General features: G+C 70.8%; 25 protein-coding genes. 4 read left to right on the top strand and 21 right to left on the bottom strand.

What is annotated here, in order from left to right; genetic code table 11:
- Positions 1-55: 55 nt before the first annotated feature.
- Together SNE206_RS15110 and SNE206_RS15105 are read left to right on the top strand one after the other, a co-directional pair.
- Positions 56-412 (top strand): CU044_2847 family protein, encoded by a 357-nt coding sequence (locus SNE206_RS15110; protein WP_407913857.1) that lies wholly within the window; start codon positions 56-58, stop codon positions 410-412.
- Positions 413-494: 82 nt separating this feature from the next.
- Positions 495-4,361: a trypsin-like peptidase domain-containing protein gene (locus SNE206_RS15105; RefSeq protein ID WP_407913856.1), complete on the top strand. Its 3,867-nt coding sequence runs from the start codon at positions 495-497 to the stop codon at positions 4,359-4,361.
- Between the two features lie 444 nt (positions 4,362-4,805).
- Here SNE206_RS15105 and SNE206_RS15100 read toward each other — a convergent pair whose 3' ends face one another.
- From SNE206_RS15100 to SNE206_RS15030, 15 genes are all read right to left on the bottom strand, one after another.
- Positions 4,806-5,729, bottom strand: a complete 924-nt coding sequence (locus tag SNE206_RS15100) for an N-6 DNA methylase (protein WP_407913855.1) — start codon at positions 5,727-5,729, stop codon at positions 4,806-4,808.
- A 209-nt stretch (positions 5,730-5,938) separates the two neighbouring features.
- On the bottom strand, positions 5,939-6,679 hold the full coding sequence (locus SNE206_RS15095) for a DUF6884 domain-containing protein (protein ID WP_407913854.1): 741 nt from the start codon (positions 6,677-6,679) through the stop codon (positions 5,939-5,941).
- A 27-nt stretch (positions 6,680-6,706) separates the two neighbouring features.
- Positions 6,707-7,075: a hypothetical protein gene (locus SNE206_RS15090; RefSeq protein ID WP_407913853.1), complete on the bottom strand. Its 369-nt coding sequence runs from the start codon at positions 7,073-7,075 to the stop codon at positions 6,707-6,709.
- Positions 7,072-7,812, bottom strand: coding sequence for a hypothetical protein (locus SNE206_RS15085; protein WP_407913852.1), 741 nt, complete (start codon positions 7,810-7,812; stop codon positions 7,072-7,074). Before SNE206_RS15085 ends, SNE206_RS15090 begins: the two co-directional genes overlap by 4 nt.
- A 292-nt stretch (positions 7,813-8,104) precedes the next feature.
- Positions 8,105-8,950 (bottom strand): hypothetical protein, encoded by an 846-nt coding sequence (locus SNE206_RS15080; protein WP_407913851.1) that lies wholly within the window; start codon positions 8,948-8,950, stop codon positions 8,105-8,107.
- Between the two features lie 265 nt (positions 8,951-9,215).
- Complete coding sequence (locus SNE206_RS15075) at positions 9,216-9,509, bottom strand: hypothetical protein (RefSeq protein WP_407913850.1); 294 nt, start codon at positions 9,507-9,509, stop codon at positions 9,216-9,218.
- 91 nt (positions 9,510-9,600) lie between these two features.
- On the bottom strand, positions 9,601-9,942 hold the full coding sequence (locus tag SNE206_RS15070) for a hypothetical protein (protein WP_407913849.1): 342 nt from the start codon (positions 9,940-9,942) through the stop codon (positions 9,601-9,603).
- Positions 9,939-10,499 carry a hypothetical protein gene (locus tag SNE206_RS15065; RefSeq protein ID WP_407913848.1) on the bottom strand — a complete coding sequence of 187 codons (561 nt, stop codon included), beginning with the start codon at positions 10,497-10,499 and terminating at the stop codon, positions 9,939-9,941. Before SNE206_RS15065 ends, SNE206_RS15070 begins: the two co-directional genes overlap by 4 nt.
- Before the next feature lie 148 nt (positions 10,500-10,647).
- Entirely contained in the window at positions 10,648-10,998 is a 351-nt protein-coding gene (locus SNE206_RS15060; protein ID WP_407913847.1) for a hypothetical protein, read from the bottom strand.
- Positions 10,999-11,092: 94 nt separating this feature from the next.
- Positions 11,093-12,454 carry a hypothetical protein gene (locus SNE206_RS15055; protein WP_407913846.1) on the bottom strand — a complete coding sequence of 454 codons (1,362 nt, stop codon included), beginning with the start codon at positions 12,452-12,454 and terminating at the stop codon, positions 11,093-11,095.
- On the bottom strand, positions 12,447-12,650 hold the full coding sequence (locus tag SNE206_RS15050) for a hypothetical protein (RefSeq protein WP_407913845.1): 204 nt from the start codon (positions 12,648-12,650) through the stop codon (positions 12,447-12,449). The genes SNE206_RS15055 and SNE206_RS15050 overlap by 8 nt, the downstream gene beginning before the upstream one ends.
- 167 nt (positions 12,651-12,817) lie before the next feature.
- Positions 12,818-13,021 (bottom strand): hypothetical protein, encoded by a 204-nt coding sequence (locus SNE206_RS15045; RefSeq protein ID WP_407913844.1) that lies wholly within the window; start codon positions 13,019-13,021, stop codon positions 12,818-12,820.
- A 64-nt stretch (positions 13,022-13,085) separates the two neighbouring features.
- Positions 13,086-13,607: a DUF3560 domain-containing protein gene (locus SNE206_RS15040; protein WP_407913843.1), complete on the bottom strand. Its 522-nt coding sequence runs from the start codon at positions 13,605-13,607 to the stop codon at positions 13,086-13,088.
- The gene (locus SNE206_RS15035) at positions 13,604-13,789 is read right to left on the bottom strand and encodes a hypothetical protein (protein ID WP_407913842.1); all 186 of its coding nucleotides are present in this window, start codon (positions 13,787-13,789) and stop codon (positions 13,604-13,606) included. Before SNE206_RS15035 ends, SNE206_RS15040 begins: the two co-directional genes overlap by 4 nt.
- 267 nt (positions 13,790-14,056) lie before the next feature.
- Positions 14,057-14,212 carry a hypothetical protein gene (locus SNE206_RS15030; protein WP_407913841.1) on the bottom strand — a complete coding sequence of 52 codons (156 nt, stop codon included), beginning with the start codon at positions 14,210-14,212 and terminating at the stop codon, positions 14,057-14,059.
- Between the two features lie 233 nt (positions 14,213-14,445).
- On the opposite strand from SNE206_RS15030, the gene SNE206_RS15025 reads away from it, so the two are divergent.
- Together SNE206_RS15025 and SNE206_RS15020 are read left to right on the top strand one after the other, a co-directional pair.
- Positions 14,446-15,315: a hypothetical protein gene (locus tag SNE206_RS15025; RefSeq protein ID WP_407913840.1), complete on the top strand. Its 870-nt coding sequence runs from the start codon at positions 14,446-14,448 to the stop codon at positions 15,313-15,315.
- A gap of 212 nt (positions 15,316-15,527) precedes the next feature.
- Positions 15,528-20,108, top strand: a complete 4,581-nt coding sequence (locus SNE206_RS15020; protein ID WP_407913839.1) for an AAA family ATPase — start codon at positions 15,528-15,530, stop codon at positions 20,106-20,108.
- A 113-nt stretch (positions 20,109-20,221) separates the two neighbouring features.
- On the opposite strand, the gene SNE206_RS15015 is transcribed toward SNE206_RS15020, so the two are convergent.
- The 6 genes from SNE206_RS15015 to SNE206_RS14990 form a co-directional block, all read right to left on the bottom strand.
- Positions 20,222-20,521 (bottom strand): hypothetical protein, encoded by a 300-nt coding sequence (locus SNE206_RS15015; RefSeq protein WP_407913838.1) that lies wholly within the window; start codon positions 20,519-20,521, stop codon positions 20,222-20,224.
- A gap of 72 nt (positions 20,522-20,593) precedes the next feature.
- Complete coding sequence (locus SNE206_RS15010) at positions 20,594-20,791, bottom strand: type II toxin-antitoxin system HicA family toxin (RefSeq protein ID WP_407913837.1); 198 nt, start codon at positions 20,789-20,791, stop codon at positions 20,594-20,596.
- A 67-nt stretch (positions 20,792-20,858) separates the two neighbouring features.
- Positions 20,859-21,404, bottom strand: a complete 546-nt coding sequence (locus SNE206_RS15005; protein ID WP_407913836.1) for a hypothetical protein — start codon at positions 21,402-21,404, stop codon at positions 20,859-20,861.
- The gene (locus tag SNE206_RS15000) at positions 21,404-21,928 is read right to left on the bottom strand and encodes a hypothetical protein (protein ID WP_407913835.1); all 525 of its coding nucleotides are present in this window, start codon (positions 21,926-21,928) and stop codon (positions 21,404-21,406) included. The genes SNE206_RS15005 and SNE206_RS15000 overlap by 1 nt, the downstream gene beginning before the upstream one ends.
- 143 nt (positions 21,929-22,071) lie before the next feature.
- Entirely contained in the window at positions 22,072-22,377 is a 306-nt protein-coding gene (locus SNE206_RS14995) for a hypothetical protein (RefSeq protein ID WP_407913834.1), read from the bottom strand.
- 107 nt (positions 22,378-22,484) lie between these two features.
- Positions 22,485-22,748, bottom strand: coding sequence for a hypothetical protein (locus SNE206_RS14990; protein WP_407913833.1), 264 nt, complete (start codon positions 22,746-22,748; stop codon positions 22,485-22,487).
- Between the last annotated feature and the right edge of the window lie 275 nt (positions 22,749-23,023).

The raw sequence follows: 23,023 nt of genomic DNA, 5'->3' as shown, positions 1-23,023 counted from the left end.
GCGAGTACGGTGACGGTGCGGTCGCCGCGGGGCGGCTGAATGGGGAGGGGTGGTCATGGGGCAGCAGTTGGCGCGGGTGCCGCTGGACGGCGGTGGCTCGGTTCTGGTCGAGGCAGCGGACGGTGCCACCGGACCGGTGAAGGCCGGCCGGGTGGGCGATGCGATCCGTGACCTGCCGGTGGGGCTGGGCGAGGCCCTGGAGCCGGTCACCGACCTGGCGCGCACGGTACTTCGCCGGTTTCGGGACGCGGGGCCGGCGGAGCTGGAGGTCGAGTTCGGGGTCGACCTGTCCACCGAAGCCGGCGTCGTGATCACCAAGACGGAGGCCAGCTGCCACCTGACGGTGAAGCTGCTGTGGCGCAGGGACGACGCAGGGCCCACTCCCGCGGCGGGAGGCGCGGCGTCAAGCTGATCCGGTGAATGACGGACACGCGGCCCTCGGAGCCGGTGCCCTGACCGTCGCGGTCGCACAGGTCCTCAATCGGGCCGGGGAGGTGGCGGGCTCGGGGTTCCTGGTTGCCGAGGACCTGCTGATCAGTTGCGCGCACGTCGTGGAAGCTGCCGGGTACAGCCCGGGTGACGAGGTGGAGCTCGCCTTCCCGCGTGTGCCCGGATCCCCCACGGTCTTGGGCCAGGTGCTGGAGGAAGGGTGGCGCGACCCGGAAGAACAGGACATCGCCCTGGTGCGACTGGAGCACGCGCCAGCGGGCACGGCTCCACTGTTGCTGGGTTCGGCGGCAGGCTGCGAAGGGCACCGGGTCCGCTCGATCGGCTTCCCCACACAGGCCCGGTCGGACGGGCACTTCGGGTCCGCCGTCGCCGTCGGGCTGCTGCCGCCCACCGACCGTGTTTGTGAGTTGCTGCAGCTGACCGGTGCCAACGATCTGACCACAGGTTTCAGCGGCGGGCCGGTCCTTGACGAGACGACAGGCCTGGTGGTTGGCATGCTCACCGAAATCACCGTCCCCGACGGCTACGACCGGGGGCAGGGCATTGCTCACGCCACCCCTACCTCGGTGCTGCGGGAGGCATGGCCCGCACTCGACGTTGGCGACGTGTCGCCGTACCGGGCGTTGGAACCATTCACCGCCGAGCATGCCCGCTGGTTCCGCGGGCGCGAGGAGGTGGTGCGCCGGGTGGTGGCGGGCATGGCGGGCGGGCAGCGGGTGGTGCTGCTGCTCGGCCCGTCCGGGTCGGGCAAGTCCTCGCTGATCCAGGCCGGAGTACTGCCCGCACTGGCCGCCGGAGGGCTGCCTGGCAGCGACCGCTGGCGCCAGGTGATCGTAAGACCGGGCCCGGACCTGACGGAAGTCCTCGGGCACGCAGGCATGTCCGCGGCCCTCCCCGAAGGGAATAGGCCAGCCAGCGTCAGGCCGTCGGGTTCCGGCCGGGGCGACGACCGGATGGTGCTGGTCGTCGACCAATTCGAGGAACTCCTCGCGCCCTCCGCCGAGCCCGAGGCCGTCGCGGCACTCACCGGCCTCGGCGAGGTGGTTCGCTCCGGCGCCCCGGTCGTCGTGATCCTGGTCATGCGCGATGACTTCTACTCCCGTCTGTCCGTGCTGGCCCCCGATCTGCTGCACACCGCACTGGAGACGCGGGGCGTGCTCAACGTTCCCGCCACCCTGACCGGCACGGAACTCGATGCGATCGTCACCGGCCCTGCCCAGGACCTGCAGGCACCGTTCGAAGCAGGGCTGGCGCGGCGGATCGTCTCCGACGTCCTCGCCCTGAACCCCGTCGCGCCCGCCGGGGTCGAGGCGCCGGTCACCGTACTGCCCCTGCTCGAAGTCGCCCTCACCCGGCTCTGGGAGCGGCGCCTCGACCATGGCGGGCGCCTCACCCACGATGCCTACCACCGCATCGGCGGCGTCACCGGTGCGATTGCCGAGTGGTGCAACGCCGCGCTCAGCGACATCGGCGAGCAGCGGCGGGCCGTCGCGCGGGAAGTCCTGACCGCCCTGGTCCGCCCCGCCGACGAGGCGCTGGCAATCCCCGCAGCTCGCCGGCAGCGCTCGCTCGGTGAACTGCGCAACCTTGCCGCCGCCGACGACACACCCGCAGCGGTGGATGCCGTCGACGAGGTCCTGGCCGTCTTCTCCCGCCACCGAATCCTCATTACCCGCCGAGTGCACGAGCCCGGACAGCCCGACGACGCGGAGGGGACACCGGTCGCCGAGCTGATCCACGATGCGCTTATCCGTGACTGGACGACCCTGCACGACTGGGTGACGGAGGACGCCAGGTTCAACAACTGGCGCGACCGCGCTCAGAACCAGTACGACCGCTGGCAGGAGCAGGAACCGGGAGAACGTGATCCCCAGGACCTGCCCGTCGGCAGCCTCCTCGCCGAGGGTACGGACTGGTCCGCACAGCGCCGTGTGCCGACCCACCTCGTGGCGTTCCTCGATGCAGGCCGCCACCGCCAGCAGACCGCCGCCCGGCGCAGCCGACGCCTCAACATCGTTCTGGCGACCTTCCTCGTCCTCGCGCTGATAGCCTCCGGCGTCGCCGCATGGCAGTGGAAGACGGCGACCACCGCCCAGCTCGCCGCCCAGTCCCGGCAACTCGCCGCCCAATCCGCCCTGGTGACCAGCACCGATCTCGAGCTGGCCTCCCTGCTCGCGGTCGCCGCCTACCGCACAAGCCCTACCACGGAAGCCGCCACCGCCCTTACCGCTGCCGCCAATTTCCCGATCCGCCGCCGCCTGACCACCGACGATAAAATCAGCGCGCACGCGGTGGCGTTCAGCCCCGACGGGCACACCCTCGCTACCGGACGCGGCGACGGGACTACCAGGCTGTGGGACCTCACCACCGGTAAGACCACCGCCACCCTCACCGGCCACACCGAAGCTGTGTACACGGTGGCGTTCAGCCCCGACGGGCACACCCTCGCCACCGGCAGCGGCGACGGGCGCGTGCGGCTGTGGGACGTCGCCAGCGGCAAGACCACCACCACCCTTAACCTCGCCGGTGACACCCGCGACGTGGTCGTGGTGGCGTTCAGCCCCGATGGACGTGCCCTCGCAACCGGCAGCGGCGACGGGAGCGTGCGGCTGTGGGATGTCGCCACCGGTAAGACCACCGCCACCCTCACCGGCCACACCAAAGTCGCCTACGTGGTGGCGTTCAGCCCCGACGGACGTACCCTCGCCACCGGCAGCTGGGACGGCACCGCACGGCTGTGGGACATCGCCAGCGGCAAGACCACCGCCACCCTCACCGGCCACACCGAAGCTGTGTACACGGTGGCGTTCAGCCCCGACGGGCACACCCTCGCCACCGGCAGCGGCGACGGGAGCGTGCGGCTGTGGGATGTCGCCAGCGGCAAGACCACCACCACCCTCACCGGCTCCGCCAGAACCGTAACCGGGGTGGCGTTCAGCCCCGACGGTCACACCCTCGCAACTGGTGGCTTGGACCGGACCGTAAGGCTGTGGGATGTCGCCAGCGGCAAGACCACCGCCACCCTCAGCGGTTTCAGCAGCGGGGTGGCCGTGGTGGCGTTCAGTCCCCATGGACGCACCATCGCCACCAGCAGCGACGACGGGCACGTACGTTTGTGGGACGTCGCCACCGGCAAGACCACCACCACGACCACCCCCGGTGATATCCGTCATGCGTGGTCAATGGCGTTCAGTCCCGACGGACGTACCGTCGCCACCGGCTACTACGGGACCACACGGTTGCAGGACGTGATTACCGGCGAAACCACCACCACCCTTACTGATCCGGATGGTGCCAGCGCGAGTGTGGCGGCCTTCAGCCCCGACGGACGCACCCTCGCAACCGGCAGCTACGACGGGCCCGCACGTCTGTGGGACGTCGCTACCGGCAAGACCACCAACCTCAATGCCACCGGCAAGACCACCGCCCTCAACAGCGACACCAAGGCAGTGTGGGCGGTGGCGTTCAGCCCCGACGGGCGCACCCTCGCAACCGGCAGCAGCGACGGCGCCGTACATCTGTGGGACGTGGCCACTGGTAGGACCATCATCACCCTCACTGGCCACAGTGGGGGGGTGGTCTCGGTGGCGTTCAGCCCCGACGGGCGCACCCTCGCAACCGGCAGCTTCGACGGGACCGCACGTCTGTGGGACGTCGCCACCGGCAAGACCACCACCACCATCAACAGCCACACCAAGGCAGTGTGGGCGGTGGCGTTCAGCCCCGACGGGCGCACCCTCACTACCACCAGCGACGACGGCGCCGTACACCTGTGGCACTACGCCAGTCCGAGTGCCACGATCACCGCCATCTGCAGTGCTGTCGGCCGCGACCTGACCTCCGAGGAAAGGGCGTGGTACCTACCCGACCAGACTGACGAAGCCATCTGCCCCGGGGAGCCACTCTTCTGACGATCCCGGCGGCCCGTCCGGGTGTCCGGGGCTGCCGCAGTCGGCCGGCGTCCGAGGAACCATGGGGGAGATTCTCGCGACCCGGCCGGTGGGAGGTCAGCAACGCCGAGGCAGGTACAAATGCTCTGCGTGGCGGCCCAGGTAGCCGGTGAAGGTGTCGACGCCGAGAGCGGCGAGCAGGCCGAGGGCGGCGCTGAGTGACGCTGCGCCGGCCAGACGGCTGGCCGCGAGCTGCGTGGGCGGGCACGGGCGGCATGGCGTGCATGAGAGCTCTGCGGGGAAGCAGGGAAGACGGGCAGGCAGAAGGCTCCGGCGAGCCGCGCTGGGCAGCTTGCCGGAGCCTTCAGTGAAGAGGGGCCAGTTCAACCGGAGCCGCGCCTACCCGCGAGCCACAGGGAGGGCGGGAGCAAGCAGGGAGCGGACGATGGGGCCGAGGCGCGGCCGCTACGAGACGACTTCGGCGCCCGCCCGTTCTACCCGGTCGATCGCAGCGCCGACACCCTCGATCGCGGCGACGCAAGAGAGAAGCCGGTCCCGCTCCGCCCGCAACTGCGAGCGCGCGGCGCCGGCCCGCTCGGCGACCTGCGGGTCACGCAGCGCGTCACCGCGGGCGACCACCACCCGGGGGCCCAGCCCCCAGACGATCGCGTTCACGGCCGCCGCCGCGGCCGCCAGAGCGTCAAGCTCGATCAGGACCCACTCGTAGTCGGCCGGGTCGCCGCCGAGCTCACGCAGCCGCTGCGCCAGTGCCCGGAACAGGCCGCCGGATCCGCCCGCCGGCTCCAGGAACCGCCCCCCGGCCGGAGGCAGACCGTCCACGGTGATGGTCGCGATGAGCTTGGAGATCTGGGGAGGGGTGTGGAACTCGCCGAGCCGCTGCCGGGCGCCCGGGGAACGAAGCTCCGTCAGCGTCCACGACAGCACGTCCACCTGGCTGCGCTCGCCGGGATCGCTGCTCCCGGTCATCTCCAGCAGGCCATGCTGCAGGCAGGCATCGACGACCTTCCGCATAGAGCGGGCCAGGTCAGAGGGGACCTTCTCCGTCAGCCAGGCCATCAGCGGGGCGAACACCGGGGCCAGCTCGGGACACTGCGCCCAGTGGTGGATCCAGACCTCGCGCAGCCCACGGACCAGGCGCTCGTCGCAGGCCTCGTTGATGGTCCGGGCGACGTCGCCCGGGTGGTCCTTCGCGGGGATCAGGGCCAGCGACGCGACGATGCTCAGCGGGATGTCCGGCTGGCTGCTGTAGGGGGTGGTGTGCCAGGCCCGGGCGACGGCTTCGCCCAGACGCTGGGCGTCGTCGTGGCTGCGCGGGCGGCCGAACAGGAGGGTGGAGCGCTGGGCGGGTGCGGGTGCAGTGGCGTGCATCAGGGCTCCGTCGGGAGTAGGGAAGACAGGCAGAGACAGCCGAGGCCGGGGCGGGGGTGCGGGGCGGATCAGGTCGCGAGGACGTAGGGGGAGGGGTGCTTGTATGCCTTGGACAGGTAGTGGCGCAGCGGGTCTCCCAGGGCCGGCCGACGATGGTGCCGATGACCGGGGGACGACCACCAGGGAGCGCCGCCAGGGGATCCGCTGGTTCAGTTGGTGGCGGCTTTGATGTGGCGGAGGTGGGCATCCCTGCGGATCCGGCCCAGGCGCTGCTTCATCTCCCCGATTCCGCGGGCGCCGGACAACGGGGCCTCGAGGTCCGGCCAGACAGCGCGCACAAGGTCGACGTACCGACTGCCGGCGAGCACCGTCACCTTCGCGTCCTCCAGGCTGCGCCCGAGGACCTGCTCCCGCACGACGCCTGCGTTGACGCTGCCGGGATCGCCGACGGTCAGGTCGTAGGGCTCGATCTCGGTGTCCAGGTCGAGGAGCCCGTGCGCGGCAGAGAGGATGTACAGGCGTCCGCCGTCGCGCAGGAGCTCCATGCCGGTGTAGCGGCAGGCCCAGTGGAACGAGCCGGTGTACAGCGTGCCCGCGGTGACCCGGCGGTCCTGCTTGGCCTTCCCGCAGCCGACGATGACGATGCGGAAGGGGCTGGCGCCCTCGGCGCGCGCTCTGACCCAGCCTTCCTCGGTCAGCGCGCCGCCCCAGACCTCCAGGGCCTCCTTTGTCGCTTCCCGGCCCTGCAGGCAGTCCTTGCTCTGATCCAGGCCGACGTAGCCGAGGCCGGCGAGGGAGACCGTCGTGCGCAGGTTGACGCTCTTCGGCAGCAGGCCGAGCGGGTCCTTGGCCCCGCTCAGCAGAGCGCGGCGGTGGGCCGGTGTGAGACGGGGGCGGGTCAGGCGAGCCGAGCGCGGTCCGCTGGGGGCGTGCTCGTGGTGCGCGGTCATGGGGCTCTCTCTCGTGGTGAGGGGTAGTCAGGTGCTCGTCCAGCGGGCGGGCAAGGTGGTGTCTCCGGTGTCTTCGCGGCGCTGGTCTTCCAGGTCGGCGGCGCGGACGCGAGCGATGTGCCACTCCTGGGTCTCGTGCTCGCTGGGGCGCCGGCAGCGTTTCCGGGGCGGTGCCCCGCATTGGGGGCAGGTCAGCGCGGCCGGGCAGGTGTCGCCCGGGTTGAAGCCGTCGCAGAAGGCGCAGGGGGTTCCAGGGGCCGCTGGCAGAGGCCGGCCGGCGACGTCGACGAGCAGCCCGCTCTCACGCCGGGTCCGCTCCTCGTCCTTGGACGAGGGCGGCCCGAACGGCTGCCGCACCTCGCCCAGGGGCGACTCCTGCGCCGTGCTGGCCTTCACCAGCCGACCAGGCAGCGGCCTTCAGCGGCGAGCCGCGCGAGGCGGTCCAGGTGGGCGCGCAGCTGCCCCAGATCCGGCTCGGAGTACCCGTAGCGGTCGAAGACCGCGCGGGCGGCGAGGGTGCGCGAGGCCGCCCAGGCGAGCTGATCGCGAGCCCGCTGGAGGTCGAACAGGGCCCGCATCGCGGCGACGTGCCGGGCGGAGTCAATGACCGGTTCCAGCCCGGACCGGTGGTGGGGGTCGTGCACGAGCTCGGTGATGTGCGGCCCGGCCAGGTCCGTCATCTGCTGGGCAGAGGCGAGCCACCTGCGGTCCGCGTCCGCCAGGGCCAGGGTCCAGCTGGCGCCCGCGTCGGTGCTGACCAGGCCGTAATGCAGGGTCAGGTCGACCCGGTGCCTGACGGCCACGGTTGCCCGGATGTCCAGGTGCTCGCCGTGCGCGATGCCGCTATCGCCGCGACCGGCGGTGAAGATCACGCTGGCGGACCGGCCGCTGATGGCGGTCTGCACCGCGTAGGACCGGCTGGCCAAGGCCTCGACGTCGAGTTCCACCGACGGCGCGCCGTCCTGGTTGGAAGTCGCACCGGCGTGGAGCAGCCCGCCGCGAAGCTGCTGGATCAGGCGCGCAGTGAGATCGTCCGCTGTGCAGACCCCGGCGGACCTGCGGATCGTGCGGATGCCGTCGCGCAGCACGGCAACCAGCTGCTCTTCGACGAGCAAGGCGTCGACGTCGACCAAGTCCATGGCGAAACTCCTTTGCGGTAGCGAAGGGTCGGAAGAAGTGCGCGCCGGTCGGCGGACGGAAGTGGTCGATGCCGACGTCAGGCGAGTGAGCGTGAATCAGCTGGTGGCCCCGCGCGTCGATGCGTTGCAGCGCGGACGTGACAGGAGCGCGCGCCGTGGAGCCCCACCAACAAGATTCAACTTACATGCCTAATTCTTATTTTGCAATGCCATGGCTGTGGGCTGCTCTCGGGCTCACGCAGGTTCTCCGGCCCGCCTGCGCAATCGGCGGGTCGGAGAGATGTGGTCAGCGGACGATGCTGACCAGGACGACGACGCAATCCGCGTCGAGGCCGTCGAGGTACGCGTTCGCCTCCCGGTGGTACGCCAGCGCTTCCGGTGCGCGCGGGCCGGGGTGGCGGGCACCGGAGGGATCGGCCACCCACACGTCGTCGACGGTCAGCAGCGCGCTGGCGGTCACCGCCTGCAGCCCGGCCTCTTCGAAGAGCCGGTCGCGATCGCCGAAGAGGACCACCGGGTCCTCCGTCTTGCCCACGAGTCGCTGCGCACGGGCGACAGCGACCTGCGGCTGGGCCTCGAACAGCTGCGTAGCCGCAGCGGACCGTCCCAGCTCGGCCTCGAAGTCCGCCAGCGCGTGGACGCCGGGAGTCCCAGCGGTGATCTCGGTCCACCGGACGTACCGCTCTGCGGCGACCAGCTGAGCCTCGCGCCGGGCCGCGTCCAGGTCGAGCAGGCGCAGCGGCCCGCCGTCGGCCCGCTCCTGCGGGCAGTCGGACGCGCGGACCAGCTCGGGACAGGCCGGGTCGATCCCGGCGGCGAGGTGGAACAGGCCGGGGAACCTCTCCCCGATCGTGTACTCCTGCCACTGGCCCTGCGGGTTCCAGTCGGTGAGCTCGAAGAACCGGACGACGCCGTCCGGGCCCTCCTCGTGGCGCCAGCCGCGGCCGGTGCTCTCCGCCAGGAGGCCGACCATCACATCCGGCGCCAGGTTCTGCTCGCCGTCCCTCTGCGGGTCGAACTCGTCACGCCAGTCAGGGCGCTCGTGCCACTGCTCGTCGGTGCAGAGGGAGAACGGTCCAAGGCCGCCTCCACGGCGCTCTCGACGTCGTCGGGATCGGTCGGGGACAGGCACACCATTACGGGTGCGTACGACATGAGCAGACTCCGTTTCAGCAGGTGCCGGTGGGCGTGGCGGACTGGGCGGCGCGGTCGAGTCCGGCGAGCGCGTCGCGGAAGGCGCGCAGCGCCAGGACGGCCTGGCTCTTCGGCCGACTGGGCCACTCGGGTCTTCGTCGCGGGCGACGTCGAAGCCGATGTTCTCGTCGAGCATGGCCAGGGCTGTGCTGACGGTTTCGTGCGCGGTGCGGTAGTCGGTCGGCACTGTTCCTCCGGGGCCGTCAGGTCCGGTCGTCGGCGGGCTGGAAGCGCTGGCAGGCGGGGAAAGCCGGCTGAACGTTGGGGCCGGGGCGGCGCTTCGAGGCGCGGACACGGCACTTGAGGCGGGTGCCGTGAGTTGCGGCGCGCTCGTAGAGGAAGGCGCAGCCGCCGCACACGGGCGCCTCCTCCTGCGCGCCAGCCTCCAGCAGCGGAAGCAAGGTCGCGGGGTGGCGGCCCCGGTCGAAGTGGATCCGGGCGCTGCCCCGGCCAGGATGGGGCGAGTCGGCAGCGCTGCGCTTGGCGATGGCGGACATGGGAACGGCCTCCGAGGGCGAGAGTCGGTCACGGACTGGCGGGCGCCCCGCCCGCTCGGCTCGACGGGGCGCCCGGTGAAGAGCGGATTCGTTACGGCTGCGCCTCGTCGGCGACCGGGTTGAGCCGCGTCCAGACCTGGAGAACGGCACCGTCCCGCTGGATCTCGGCCTGCCAGTAGAAGCCTGCGCGGTCCCCCACCAGCTCCGGTTCGGCGGGCATGAGGGCCGCGGCCTGTTCGACGCGCAGCATCCGGCCGACGTCGTCGCCGGTGTCTGACGGGACCTGGAGGCAGGCGCGGGCCTCCGGGCCGACCACCGCCCGAAGCGGGAACGGTGCCGCGGCGATGGCTTCGGCAAGCGCTCCCGCGGCGCGGAGGACTTCGGCCAGTGCGGCGGTGGAGGGTGAGGCGTCGGTGCGGACGGCGGCGGTCACAGGCGCGTCCCCTTCGGTGCGGCGGTCTTCGGCTTCGCGGCGGAGTACGGACGCAGCCGCCGGGCCTCGACGTCCCAGGTGTCCTCGCCCTCGTGCTCCCACTCGTGCGGGCGCGCCTCGGCCGACAGCAGAAGGCACGGGACCTCGTCGTCATCGCCTGAGTCGTCGAGGTCCTCGGGGAGCCGGTCGAAGACCGCCCCGTTGATGTAGAGGTAGCGCAGCATGGTGCGGAGCGCGAAGGGGTCGTCCGGGGCGAGGTTGCCCCACTGCGCCCGCAGCTCGGCGTGCTCGGGCCCGAGCGGCGGCATGTGGCCCTCGAAGTCGAACAGCACGTCACCGGCGGTGTCGCGGACGCTCTCCGGGAAGAGGTGCTCGTCCCGCTCGGTGTCCTCCTGGATCATCAGGGTCAGGTAGGCGGCGCCGGGGAGCTGGGCGCTCAGGGTGTCGGCGATCGTGCGGGCGACGAGCCGGGCCATGTCCCGCTGGGCGTCGACGGTGGCGAGCCACGCCGGGAAGAGGGCGGCCTCGTGCTTGGTGGCGGGAGAAGTGGTCGTCACGGATCTCTCCAAGGCTCAGGTGGCTGGGTGTGGCGCTCATGGGCGCGGTCGGGCTGGGCTGTTCTACCGACCCTTGCGCAATCAATGTACATGAACAATTCTTATATTGCAATGTCAATCGGTCGGTCTTGCTTCCGTCGCACCTCGGTCAGGTCATGGCTTTCTGCCGATTGCACTGCGGACTCGTACCGCGGCCGCAAATCTCTGAGACCAGCTCCATCTGGGCGAGGTTCTTCTCGGCCCAGCCGTATGCGCGCTCCTCGTGCGATGTGCGACTGTCCATGATTCCGCTGGGCGACCCGGGCCACTCCGAAGGCCGGTGAAGGTCGTAGCGGTTGTTCTTCCACCCGAGCCAGATCTCGCGGTGCGCGGGGCACTCCTTCACGTGCTCGGGCATCTTCACGCCGAACGGGCTGCCCCAGTCGTGCTGCAGGGGGTAGCAGCCCTGCCGCCGGGCCTGCTCGAAGATCTGACGGGAGCGGGCTGCGTCATCGGTCATGCTGCCTCCTCGAACTGCCGTATGGCCAAGCCGTGGTACGTGGGGTTCAGGTCGATGCAGGTGGCCTTGGTGCGGGCGCAGGGGTCGAACGTGGTCAGGCCGGAAGGCCGAGTACAGCGACGCGGTGCCAGACCTTGGAGAAGTTGCGCCGCGCCTTCTCCACAGCCGTGGCGGGCGCGCAGACCAGGAACTCCTCGGCGGCGCCGAAGCGCATCGGGTTGGGAAGCCTGCGCATGTAGAGGCGCTGGATCGGCACTCCGTGGCGCTGGTCCCGCTCCAGGGCCGCGCCCGCCTTCACGGCTTCCTCCTGCAGACGGTCGGCGCACGCCGTCCGGGTCCCGGTCGCCATGATCGCCAGCGACCGCCAGGGCGTCCCCTTGAGCGCGCGGTCGCGGCAGGCGGGTTCGATGCAGTCATCCGGGTGCTTCTCGCGGCACGCCTCGATACGGCCTGCGGTGTAGACCCGCCGTACCCGATACAGCGCCCAGTCCTGGGCCGGGTCGTTCAGCAGGGCCTCGAACTCGCCGAGCGCCTCGATGTTCCCGTCGGCGGCGACCTGGCTGTGCAGAGGCTCCTTGTTCGGGTACAGGGAGCCGTTCTCGTTCAGCGCCATCGACACGTACTCCAGGCGCATCGCCCGTCCCGCAGCAGAGGGCTCCTCGCGTAGCCGCAGCAGGTGCTCAGGCATCGACCCACACGAGAGGCTGTAGACACAGAACCAGCAGTTCGACCGCTTCCAGGGCCTTCCGGTGACCTCCTCCACCCTGCGCACGACGTCACTCCGGCTGCGCCCGGTCCGCACGAGCGGGTAGTCCAGCGCGACCGGGGCCGGCCCCGACTTCGCCTTGGTCTGCGCCTTCTCGGACTTCAGGGCCCTGCGATCCTCGGATGCGTTGTAGCCGATCGCCGTGCCGACGGCCGCGCCGGCGAACGCGTCGCGCACGAAGCCGTCCAGGACGAAGGCCTTGAACTTCAAGGAGCACTGGTTACCGCCGGCGGCCTGGACGACGGTGCCGCCGGTCTCCATCTCGTCCAGGAGGGTGAAGCGGCCACGCCGGTGGAGCCGGTAGGGCTCGCGGGTGTCGGCCAGAACCTCGTAGCCGTCGGTCAGGCTGCGCCCCTTGCGAGCGACTTCAACGAAGCGGACACGGCGCTCACGCAGTCTGGGCAGGATGGCCTGCTCGACCGCGGTGTAGGTGCTGTCGAACTCGCTGCCGACGACGGCGTGGAGAACGGTCAGGTCGGACAGGTCGGGCGCCAGGCCGTAGCCCTCCGGGTCGCGCAGGTACTCCAGGAGGACGTCCGTCGAGTCGTAGCCGAGGCCGTACGACAACGTCTTGTGCCGGGCGGCGCGGAAGCGGGCGAAGGAGTCCCGGAGCCGGGCCTCGGCCAGGACGAGATGCGGCTCCGGCTCGGCCGCCGGGCGGTCGAGGTCGAACAGGGTCAGTTCACGCACGGGCGCCGCTTCCCGGGGCTTCGCGGTGTGCGGCGATGGCCTGGTGGCCGGCCTTGGTGACCCGCCACGTTCCGCTCGGCGTGTGGCGGGCGAGCTTGGCGCCCGCCAGGTGCTGCACCGCGGCGGGGTGGCCTTCGACCGTCCCGTCCTTGCCGATGTTGCTGAAGATCCTCACTCCGCTGGGGCTCAAGTTCATGACGCGGACTCCTTCGAGTAGGTGGGCGCGGGGGCGGTGAGGGCCGGCAGTGCCGGGCCCGGCGCCGGGCTGCGCGGTCATGGCCGGTCCCTTCGCGGGGCCGGGTGGGCTGGGTTGTGCGGTCTGGCGGGTGGGGCGGTCACACCCGCCAGACCGAGAAGGCGGGATCAGGCGTCAGGCGTGTAGCGGCAGGTGATGTGCGTGTAGTCGGGCTCACCGGCCCGGTGGTACGCGAGCCTCCGGCGCCGCGCCTCGGCGCGGATCTTGGCGGTGTACGTCTCTCCGGGCTCGGTGCGGAAGACCTCGGTGAGTGCGGGGCGCTTGGCTTCCATGTCGTCGAAGGAGAGGAACCCCTGAACGGTGTAGGTCATGGTGATCTCCAGGCGGCTGGTCAGGCGGGCTTGCGGCAGGCGGTGGCGGTGTTGGCCCCGGCGATCAGCCGTCGGCGGGGTTCGTGATGTTCACGCCGTCGCGGGTGCGGGAGAGGGCCCGGTCGTAGGTGCGCTTCGGGTCGTCGAAGCCCCTGGCCGGGGCGTGAAGGGTGAGGGTCTTCGCGTTGACGCGCTTGACCCGGTAGCTGCTGGTGACGGCCATGTCGCGGCGGAAGTCCCGGACCGTGACGATGTCGCCCGGCAGGAAGTCGGACTGCTGCCAGGGGCGGCTCCGCGCGGCTTCGATCGCCACGAGATCGGCGACCGCCTCGGCCTGGTTCGCCTTGGCCTGCGCGTGCTCGGCCTCACGCTGGGCCTCAATTGCCCGCCGGGTTGCGTTGTCGGCACGGTTCCGATCGCGGACGGCGGACCGGTAGGAGTGGTGGCCGATCAGGAGGGGCTGGCCGCCGGCAAACCGGTCGTACATGCCGTCCGCCCGAGCGGACATGCTGTCGGCCTTGGCGGTGAGCTCCTCTGCGCGGCGGCGGGCGCGCTCTGCGCGGGCTGCAGCGGTGGCGTCGGTCAAGGTGGTGCCCTTCGGTTGAAGCGGTCTGTGAGTTGGGCGGAGGCGGGGCGGAGTTCCACGGCGTGGACGGTGGCGCTGTCGGGCCTCTTGCCGCCGAGACGGACGGCGGTGCGGGCGAGGCGCGCGGCGGCCTGGTCGGCGGGACCACGGCCGTAGTCGGGCCGGGCGCATGTTCGAACCATCCGACAACCAAGTTACATTGGAAATATTTGCAATACAATGCTCATGGAACGTGCAGTCAACCCCGGCTCAGGCCGGAGTCCTTCGGCGGCCGGTGCGTGGCCGAGTCGGCGTGCGGTGGTCGCCCTGGGGAAGCGGGTCTGCGGGCGAGAGTGCGTGCAGGGTGAGAAACGGTCGCCGGCCGACCCGTGGGTGGGTCCGGCCGGCGGCGGGTGAGCGGGCGTAAGTTGTCGGGGCGCGGCCCGCGGCGGACGCGGCGCTGTAGGGGGTCAGCCCTCGGTCTGGGCATTGCGCCGCTCCTGCTCGGCCTCGGTGACGACCTTCACGCCGACGGCCTGGTGGCCGTGGAGCTCGGCCCGCGCGCTGGACAGGACAGGCTCGACAGCGGCCTGGGCGGCCTCGATGGCGCCAGCTGCGGGGGCCAAAAGGGTGTCAGCCAGGGTGGCCAACCGCCGACTGTCCCGATGAACCAGCAGGGGGCCGGTCCTAAGGCCGGCTGGCCGGACACCACCCTGAAGTCGGCGATCTGTTCCTGGGTGCAGCACGATGTCATCCGAGCTGCCGGGTGGTGTGGTGAGGCGCGTGGGATGGGTAGGTCCGGAGGCGGGGATGGCCCGGAGAATCGGGCCCGAGAGGGATGATCTGAGTGGGGTGGGCTATGGCGCCGATCGTGCTGGTGCACGGGATCTTCAATCACGTCCGTGGCGCGTCGCCGGAACAGGCCGCGGCGCGTCGGGTAGCTGATTGCCGGCCGCGGCTGGTCGAGAGCCTGCGCCGGCTGTCGATCGAGGCGCCGGAGATGGTGATGGCCTACTACGCGGACCTGCTGCGCCCGGATCTTCCCGACCAGGCCCAGTCGGCCGGTGACGACACGAGCTTCGACGGCCTCAGTGCGGCGGAGCGTGCGGCGGCGGCCGAATGGCTGACCGCTGCCGGGGCCGTGCCTCCGGCCGATCCCCAGAACGTGGCGCTGGCACCGCTGCGGCAGATGCTCGGCTGGCTGGTCGACCAGCGAGGTGGCGGCCTGTCGGGCACAGCGCGGGAGCAGACGATCCGCCGCCTGGAGCGTGCGATCGTGGCGAACCTGCGCGAAGTGGAGGCCTACACCACCTGGCCGCAGCGACGGAACCTGGTGCGTGAGCGGGTCGCCGGGGTGATCCGGCGGGAGGCTCCGATGGTGGTGATCGCGCACTCGCTCGGCTCCTACGTCACCTACGAGACCCTGCACGCCCACACCGATCTGCAGGTGGAGCTGCTGGTGACGGTCGGCTCGCCGCTGCGGGTCCCGTCGCTGGCCTGCCGCCTGGACCCGGCGCTGCGCTCGGGCCGGGGCGCCCGGCCGGCCGGGGTGAAGCGGTGGGTGAACATCGCGGACGTCGGCGATGTGGTGGCCGTGCCGCCCAAGCTTGCCGAGGTGTTCCCGGTCGATGTGGACGAGACCTGCGACAACGGCCTGGGCTTCCACGGGATCGGTGGGTATCTCGCCAACGGCCTGCTGGCGGCGGCTGTCGCACCGTACATTTCCTGACAGGCAATCAGGAACAGTCGGGCCGCCGCAGGAGTCGCTTCCGCCCGCTCGGAAGCACGATTCGGGCCCGTTTCTGGGGCGGGGAAGGTGGTTCTTGCCCTTCCCCAAGACCGGGGTTCTGTGTCCTGCGCCGCCAGTGGGCTGGGTGTCGCTATTGGGCGGGACGGGGCGGCGAGGGGCCGGCCAGCGACGGGAAGTAAGAAGGAGGTCCAATGGTCAGGGCGCTGGTGGCGGGAGCCGGGGACTTCCCCGAGCCGTACGTGAGCGAGGACGATCAGGCCGACGGCGTCACCGCGTTCGAGCCGCTGCCGGTAGTCCGGAAGGCCGTGCAGGAACTGGCCTTCGCAATGGATCGGGCCGGTGCCATCACGGGCGGAGACCCGCTGCTGGACTGCACCAAGGCCGAGTTCAGTCGCGCATGGGACGAACTGCGCAGGCAGGCCAGTCCTGGTGAGCCCCTCGTCGTGCACTTCGCGGGCCACGGCACCCGGCCCACCGACGATGGCGCACTGTACCTGGCCACTGCTGGCGGCGAACCGCGCGACGAGCTGCTGGACGACACCTGTCTCAGCGTCGAGACCCTCCTGCGCACGGCCAGGAACAGTGGCCGGCAGGTGCTGTTCCTGCTCGACGTGTGCCAGGCCGGGCAGGCCGTCATTCAGCAGCAGCTCACCGACCTTGCCACCCGCCGCCCGCAGGACGTACAGCGCAACGTGTGGGTCATCGGCGCCTGCACCGCCGACACCATCACCTACGGCGCGCGTTTCACCGCCGCGACCACCGAGATCCTCCACCGCCTCGCCGACGGCGACCTCGACATTAGCCCGGACCAGAAATTCGTGCCGGTGCAGACCCTTGCCCGGGCCATCGACCGCCACCTCGCCGCCACCGACCGCCCCGCGCGACTGCCGGGTCAGAACCTCGTGTGCACCCCGGATGTGCACGCCGACCCTCAGGCCCAGCCGTTCTTCCGCAACCCCGCCCACCGCGCAGACCTCCGCACCGGCCTGGTGTCGGGCATGAACCCGCGGCTGCGCGAGTTTGCCCTCGCCTGCTCACCCGGCCTGGACCCACTGCACTTCGCCACCCGGGCCGCGGGCCAGCCCACCGCCACCGACATCCTCTTCTCCGGCCGCACCTCCCAGCTTCGGCAGATCCAGGCCTGGACCGATAAGGCCGGCCGGCGGGCGAGCCGAATGCTGGTGATCACCGGCGGCCCCGGCAGCGGAAAGTCTGCTCTCCTCGGCGTCACCGCCTGCCTGCTCCACCCCGAACTCAAAGAGTTCGGCGACCGCGTCGCCCGCTTCGTCCCGGGCTTCCGCCCTCGCCGGCCGCCGGGCACGGTACTTGCCGTCCACGCCCGCCAGCTCACCCTGCAGCAGATCACCGACTCCCTGCACCACCAGCTCCACCGGCAGCGCACCGCCGGCCCCACCCTCGACGGCCCCGGCGCATCGGCAGGGACCAGCGCCCCTGAGCAGGCGACCGTGGCAGACCTCATACAGGAACTGCGGAAAGCCCGCGACACCGTGGTGATCCTGGATGCCCTCGACGAGGCCGACAACCCCGCTGCCGTCTTGGGCGGACTCCTTCTGCCGCTCATCGCCCCCAACTTCGACAGCGATGTGGTTGGTTGTCGCGTCATCATCGGCACCAGGCCGTGGTGGGACACCCTTCCCGCCCTGCACCAGCACCTGGCCAAGCACCCGGACGCGCTCCTCGACCTCGACCCCGGTACCGAGGACGATCGCCGTGCGCTCGCCGACGACCTCGCCAGCTACCTGGGCAAAGTCCTCCCCTGGCAGCACCCGCCCAAGGAGACCCGCCGTATTGCCGAGCGGCTCGCCTCCTACGGCGACCACGGCGCCTTCCTCGTTGCCTACCTCTTCGCCGAGCACCTCACCACTGCCACATCCCAGCGCACCGCGGCCTTACCCCCCTGCAGCGTCACCGAGGTCTTCGACCTCCACCTGGACACCCTGACCGCTACCGAGCCATGGATTCGGCCCGTTCTCACGGTTCTGGGTCACGCGCGCGGCCAGGGCATGCCGCTCGACCTCATCCACGCCGCTGCCCTCGCCCACCAGCCACCCGCCCCTGGCCGCCCAACCCCCCAGCTCGCCGACACCCGTCGCGCTCTCACGAAAGCCGCCTTCTACCTGCGCGCCACCCCCGACACCGACCACCGGCTCCTCTACCGCTACTTCCACCAAGCCCTCGTCGACCACACCCAACCCGGCACCGACCCCGCAACCCTCCACCACAGCCTGATCAGCACCGTCCCCACCACTGCCGCGGGCACCCCAGACTGGCAACACGCTCATGCCTACCTGCTCCGCCACGCCGCGGACCACGCCGCGGCCGCGGGCGGGCACGCCCTCGAGGAGCTCCTCACAGACTCCGGATTCCTGGTCCATGCCTTCCCCGACAACCTCGTCCCCCATTTGCAGCGAGCGGGCAGCGAGCAGGTCCGTCTGAGCGCGCGCATCTACCGCACCACCACCGCCCGCGACCCACTCCGACACCAGCTCGAAGCCCGCCGAGATCTCCTCGCCCTTGATGCCTCCGCCTGGCAGCAGCCGGACCTGGCCCGCATCATCAGCCACACCCCACCCACCCCCACCACCCCGCTGGCCCCGCGCTGGGCCACCCAGCGCTTCGACCCCACCCGCCTGCACACCCTAAAAGGCCACATGAGCGGGGTGGACGCGGTGGCGGTGATCACCGGCCCGGACGGCCCGCTCGCCGTCACCACCAGCAATGATCGGGCTGCCATCGTGTGGGATCCCCTCACCGGCCGGCGCCTGCACACCCTCGAAGGCCACACTGACTCGGTGACCGCGGTTGCCGTAGTGCTGGGCATTGATGGCACCCCGCTCGCCGTCACCACCAGCAGAGATCGGACCGCCGTCGTCTGGAACCTGGTCACCGGCCGACGTCTGCATACCCTCAAAGACCACATCGGCGTAGTGAATGCGGTTGTGGTGGTGGCCGGCCCGGACGGCCCGCTCGCCGTCACCACCAGCGACGATCGGACCGCCGTCGTCTGGAACCTTGTCACCGGGCGGCGCCTGCACATCCTCAAAGGCCCACCCCGCCCTGACTGGATGATCGCGGTAGCCGCCGTGCTACGCCCTGACGGCACACCGCTCGCCATCACCACCAACTCCGACGGCACTGCCGTTGTTTGGGACCTCGTCACCGGCCGGCGCCGACGCACCCTCAAAGGCCACCCTGGCTGGGTGACCGCGGTTGCCGTAGTGCCGGGCTCCGCTGGCACCCCGCTCGCCGTCACCATTAGCCACGGGCAAGCCATCGTTTGGAACCTCGTCACCGGCCGGCGCCTGCACACTCTCAAAGGCCATACCGACTCAGTGAGTACGGTGGCGGGGTTCACCGGCCCGGACGGCCCGCTCGCCGTCACCACCAGCGACGATCGGACCGCCGTCGTCTGGAACCTTGTCACCGGCCAGCGCCTGCACACTCTGGAGGGCCACCCCGGCTTCGTGAAGGCGGTCGCTGTAGGGCCGGGCCCTGATGGCACCCCGCTCGCCGTCACCACCAGCCGCGAGCACGCCATTGTCTGGAACCTCGTCACCGGCCGGCGCCTGGATACCCTCGGGGGCCACACCGACTGGCTGGATGCGGTGGCGGTGTTCACCGGCCCGGACGGCCCGCTCGCTATTACCGCCAGCAGAGATCGGACCGCCGTCGTCTGGAACCTCGTCACCGGCCGGCGCCTCCACACCTTCGAAGGCCACACCGGCTGGGTGAGGGCGGTTGCCGTAGCGCCGGGCCCTGATGGCACCCCGCTCGCCGTCACCACCAGCCACGAGTGCGCCATCGTGTGGGACCCCAACGCTGGCAGGCGTCTGCTCACCGTTGAGGGCTGCACCAGCGGGGTGAGGGCGGTGGCGGTGTTCACCGGCCCGGACGGCCCGCTCGCCGTCACCGCCCGTAACGATCGGACCATCATTGTCTGGAGCCTCACCACCGGTCGGCGCCTCCACACCCTCGTGGGCCACACCAACTGGGTGACTGCGGTTGCCGTAGCGCTGGGCCCCGACGGCACCCCGCTCGCCATCACTACCAGCAAAGATCGGACCGCCATCGTGTGGGATCCCGTCGCCGGTCGGCGTCTTCATACCCTCGAAGGCCACGCTGACTCGGTGAGTGTGGTGGCGGTGTTCACCGGGCCGGACGGTCCGCTCGCCATCACCGCTGGCGATGATCGGACCGTCATGGTCTGGGATCCCGTCGCCGGTCGGCGTCTTCATACCCTCGAAGGCCACGCTGACTCGGTGAGTGCGGTGGCGGTGTTCACCGGGCCGGACGGTCCGCTCGCCATCACCACCAGCAAGGATCGGACCGTCATGGTCTGGGATCCCGTCGCCGGTCGGCGTCTTCATACCCTCGAAGGCCACGCTGACTCGGTGAGTGCGGTGGCGGTGTTCACCGGGCCGGACGGTCCGCTCGCCATCACCACCAGCAAGGATCGGACCGTCATGGTCTGGGATCCCGTCGCCGGTCGGCGTCTTCATACCCTCGAAGGCCACGCTGACTCGGTGAGTGCGGTGGCGGTGTTCACCGGGCCGGACGGTCCGCTCGCCATCACCACCAGCAAGGATCGGACCGCCATCGTCTGGAACCCCATCACTGGCAGAGTCGTCCATCGTTGCCACCTGCCGCACGAGGGAGGACCCGCTGCCGCCTGCGGCACCGGCTTTTTGGTGACATATGGCAGCGAAGTCGCCTACTTCGAATGGCCCCGCACCGCACCTTCAGGGCAATGAAGCCGTTGAAATGACCGCCGGCCGGACCCGTGGGTGGGTCCGGCCGGCGGTGGGTGAGTGGGGCGGGGGCGGGTTGTCGGGGCGCGGACGCGGCGGACGCGGCGCTGCAGGGGTCAGCCTTCTGTCTGGGCGTTGCGCCGCTCCTGTTCGGCCTCGGTGACGACCTCCAGGCCGACGACGCGGCGGTCGCCGAGTTCGGCCGGCGCAGCGGACAGGATCAGGTCGACGGCGGCCTGGGCGGCCTCGATCGGGCCGGCCGCGGTCACGCTGAGGATGGCGGCGAAGTTGCCGTTGCCGGCGGTTGTGGTGTTGGCCGCGTGCGTGGACAGTGTGGTGAGCACTTCGTCGTGGGTGTCGTCGGAGACGTTGGTCGCGTCGAGCTCGACCAGGACGCTCCAGTCCTGAGTGGTCATCGTGGTCCTCCTGGTCGGGCGGTTTGGTGCAGGGGGTGGAGGCCCGCCGGTGTCTCGGCGGGCCCGGGTGGTTCAGCGCTTCCAGATGAACCCGGCCTTGCGGAGCACGGCGATGGTGTTCAGCCAGGAGCGGTGATCGGAAGGCGTGCCCGCCAGGGTGGCGATCCGTCGCCCGTCCAGGCGAACGATCAGGTGACCGCTCTTGGAGGGAGTGACCTCGAACCCTTGCTTCTCCAGGGCCTTCGTCAGTTCCCGCACTTCCTTCTTCACTTGCTGCCTCCGCAGTTCCCCGTGGGCGTCCGCCGCCCTCACAGGAACTACTTTACAGCGCTAATGTTCATCTTGCAATGTCTGGATCTTTCTTTGTCGCTCGTCCCACGCCGCGCCCGCCCATGCCGGGCTGGTCGACGATGAAGTTGTACACCGTCCTGCGGAGCCACATGTCCTCGTAGACCTCCGGCCTGAGGCCGTCGCCCTCGCGGCGGTCCGCCACCGGAATCTGTCCCCGGCTGCGGTAGGACTGCATGGTCCCGCGGGCGATCGGCTTGCCGCGGTTGAAGTCCCCCAGGAGGGTGCGGAAGTCGTCCAGGTCGAGCAGGTCCCCGGGATTGCCCTGCGGGAGCTGGCGCAGCGCCGCCTCCCGGGCGGCCTCCTCTCCCTCGTGGGTGGCCAGCCACAGCTGGTTCTCGTGGCTGAGCACCCAGTTGTCCACCGCCGCCTCGTCGAACTGCTCCGCTTCGCGCCCGCGGCTGGCCCCTGCGGCCTGCGGAGCCTCTGCGGCCGGAAAGTCGGGCCGGGCGATCCAGCCCGTGACGACGTTGGCTCCGACGCCGTACTTCGCCCGGATGTCCTGGCGGGTGACGAAGCTGCGCCCGCCGGCCATCAGGACTCCTCCCGTCCGGCGACCGCAGTCACCGCAACGCGCGTGGCCGACAGCTGCCGGCTCGCGTAGATGCGCTCGCGGACGGTGGACCAGTACCAGCCCACGAAGTCGACGGCCGGCTCCACGCCGTCCTCTGGCCGGCGGTCCGCCGCAGGGACGAATCCGCGCGCCTCGTAGGTGCGGATGGTCGTCGGCGGCACTGCCCGCTCGCCCTCCGGCAGGTTCGGCCGCAGGTAGGCCATCATCTCGCCGAAGCGCCTGGCGTCGAGCAGCTCCTTCTCCGGGAGCTCGGGCAGGCCGAGCGGGTTCTCGTTCCCCTCGCGGCGCCGGGCGTACGCCCAGGCGCCGGGGTTGTTCACTCGCATCCACCGGTCGATCAGGATCGGGTCCCAGCGACCCTTCTTCACGGCCTCCGGGAACGTCTCGTCCTTCGTCCAGCGCCGGGCGGCCTGCTCCGCGACGTCGTACCGCGCCGCGATCGCCCGTACCGGCATCGGTAGCGGAGCGTGCTCCTGCTCAGTCATTCGACGTCTCCAGGTTCGGCCGGCCGTATGCCGGCCGGAAGGGGAATCCCGCAGGGGCGGGCGCGCCACGAACCTTACAGTCAAAAATGCCTTTCTGCAATGCCTGGCGTGGTGCCGGGGCCGGTGGCGCGACGCCGCCCGCCCTACCCGCCGGCGGCGTCGCGAAGGACGTCGCGCAGCTGCCGACGGTTGGTGCAGCAGCTGGCGATGAACGCAAGCTGGCTGGTCAGGCCAGCGTTGTTGATGTCGCTGGCGCGCCGGCCTGCGTCGTCGTGGGCCAGATCGTGGGCGTCCCAGAACGACAGGTCCGAGTGGGCGCCGTTGTTGAAGCCGACGGCGGCCGACTCGTCGAGCAAGCTGATCACGAGTTCGTCGAGGAGTTCCTCATCGAGCGCGAACTCGGCCGCGATGGAGGCAATCTGCTTGCTGGTCAGGGGATCGGGGGACATGGTGATCCTTCGGTCGAGGGTGGCTGGGCGGGAGGGCCGCGGGCGCACCACCCGCGCAAACTTCGGAGCGCTGCGCTCGCGGCCGATCGTCGGGGGCAGGTGCGGGGTCAGGCCGCGAAGGCCAGGCGCTGCTCCCAGCGCTGGCAGGCTTCCTCGCCCAGGTGGCGCCGTACGGCGTCGCCGCGGCGCCAGGTGAGCGGGCCGTCCAGTGCGTCGAGCATCCGAGCGGCGGCGACCACCCCGGCGAGGGTCTGGCCGGGCTTGAAGGTGTGGCCGATCCGGCGCTCCAGGTCGACGTACACCGCGGGGATGGGCAGGCCGAGGGCGAAGCACACCCGGGTGGCCAGTACGAGCGCGGCGTCCGGCGCCAAAATGCAGTAGGCACACGAGAAGTGTTCTCCATGATGCGTATGTCTCGTGAGACATCGTGACCGCTCGGCTCGGCAGCGTTCCATGGGTTCAGTCCGGCGCGACCGCCCAGCGCTCGCAGCGACTCTGAGACAACTCCGACTTGCACGACACGTGACTGAGATCACAGCAGGTCCAGCAGCTCCGAGGCTGGTCGGGCGTCAGACCTGGCTAGCCGTTGGGATCCTCGGAGTCCCTGAGTCCCTGCCTTGCCCGTCGCAGCACGTGGACCCCCAGC

This window comes from Kitasatospora sp. NE20-6, from assembly GCF_045862635.1.
Note: the sequence above shows the minus strand (reverse complement) of the source record. Positions and strands in the feature narration are given on the sequence as shown.

Coding starts and splice junctions, on each gene's coding strand:
- SNE206_RS15110 (WP_407913857.1), top strand. CDS start 56: ATGGGGCAGCAGTTGGCGCGGGTGCCGCTGGACGGCGGTGGCTCGGTT.
- SNE206_RS15100 (WP_407913855.1), bottom strand. CDS start 5,729: ATGCACGCCACTGCACCCGCACCCGCCCAGCGCTCCACCCTCCTGTTC.
- SNE206_RS15095 (WP_407913854.1), bottom strand. CDS start 6,679: ATGACCGCGCACCACGAGCACGCCCCCAGCGGACCGCGCTCGGCTCGC.
- SNE206_RS15075 (WP_407913850.1), bottom strand. CDS start 9,509: ATGTCCGCCATCGCCAAGCGCAGCGCTGCCGACTCGCCCCATCCTGGC.
- SNE206_RS15060 (WP_407913847.1), bottom strand. CDS start 10,998: ATGACCGATGACGCAGCCCGCTCCCGTCAGATCTTCGAGCAGGCCCGG.
- SNE206_RS15050 (WP_407913845.1), bottom strand. CDS start 12,650: ATGAACTTGAGCCCCAGCGGAGTGAGGATCTTCAGCAACATCGGCAAG.
- SNE206_RS15045 (WP_407913844.1), bottom strand. CDS start 13,021: ATGACCTACACCGTTCAGGGGTTCCTCTCCTTCGACGACATGGAAGCC.
- SNE206_RS15035 (WP_407913842.1), bottom strand. CDS start 13,789: ATGGTTCGAACATGCGCCCGGCCCGACTACGGCCGTGGTCCCGCCGAC.
- SNE206_RS15025 (WP_407913840.1), top strand. CDS start 14,446: ATGGCGCCGATCGTGCTGGTGCACGGGATCTTCAATCACGTCCGTGGC.
- SNE206_RS15020 (WP_407913839.1), top strand. CDS start 15,528: ATGGTCAGGGCGCTGGTGGCGGGAGCCGGGGACTTCCCCGAGCCGTAC.
- SNE206_RS15015 (WP_407913838.1), bottom strand. CDS start 20,521: ATGACCACTCAGGACTGGAGCGTCCTGGTCGAGCTCGACGCGACCAAC.
- SNE206_RS15005 (WP_407913836.1), bottom strand. CDS start 21,404: ATGGCCGGCGGGCGCAGCTTCGTCACCCGCCAGGACATCCGGGCGAAG.
- SNE206_RS15000 (WP_407913835.1), bottom strand. CDS start 21,928: ATGACTGAGCAGGAGCACGCTCCGCTACCGATGCCGGTACGGGCGATC.
- SNE206_RS14995 (WP_407913834.1), bottom strand. CDS start 22,377: ATGTCCCCCGATCCCCTGACCAGCAAGCAGATTGCCTCCATCGCGGCC.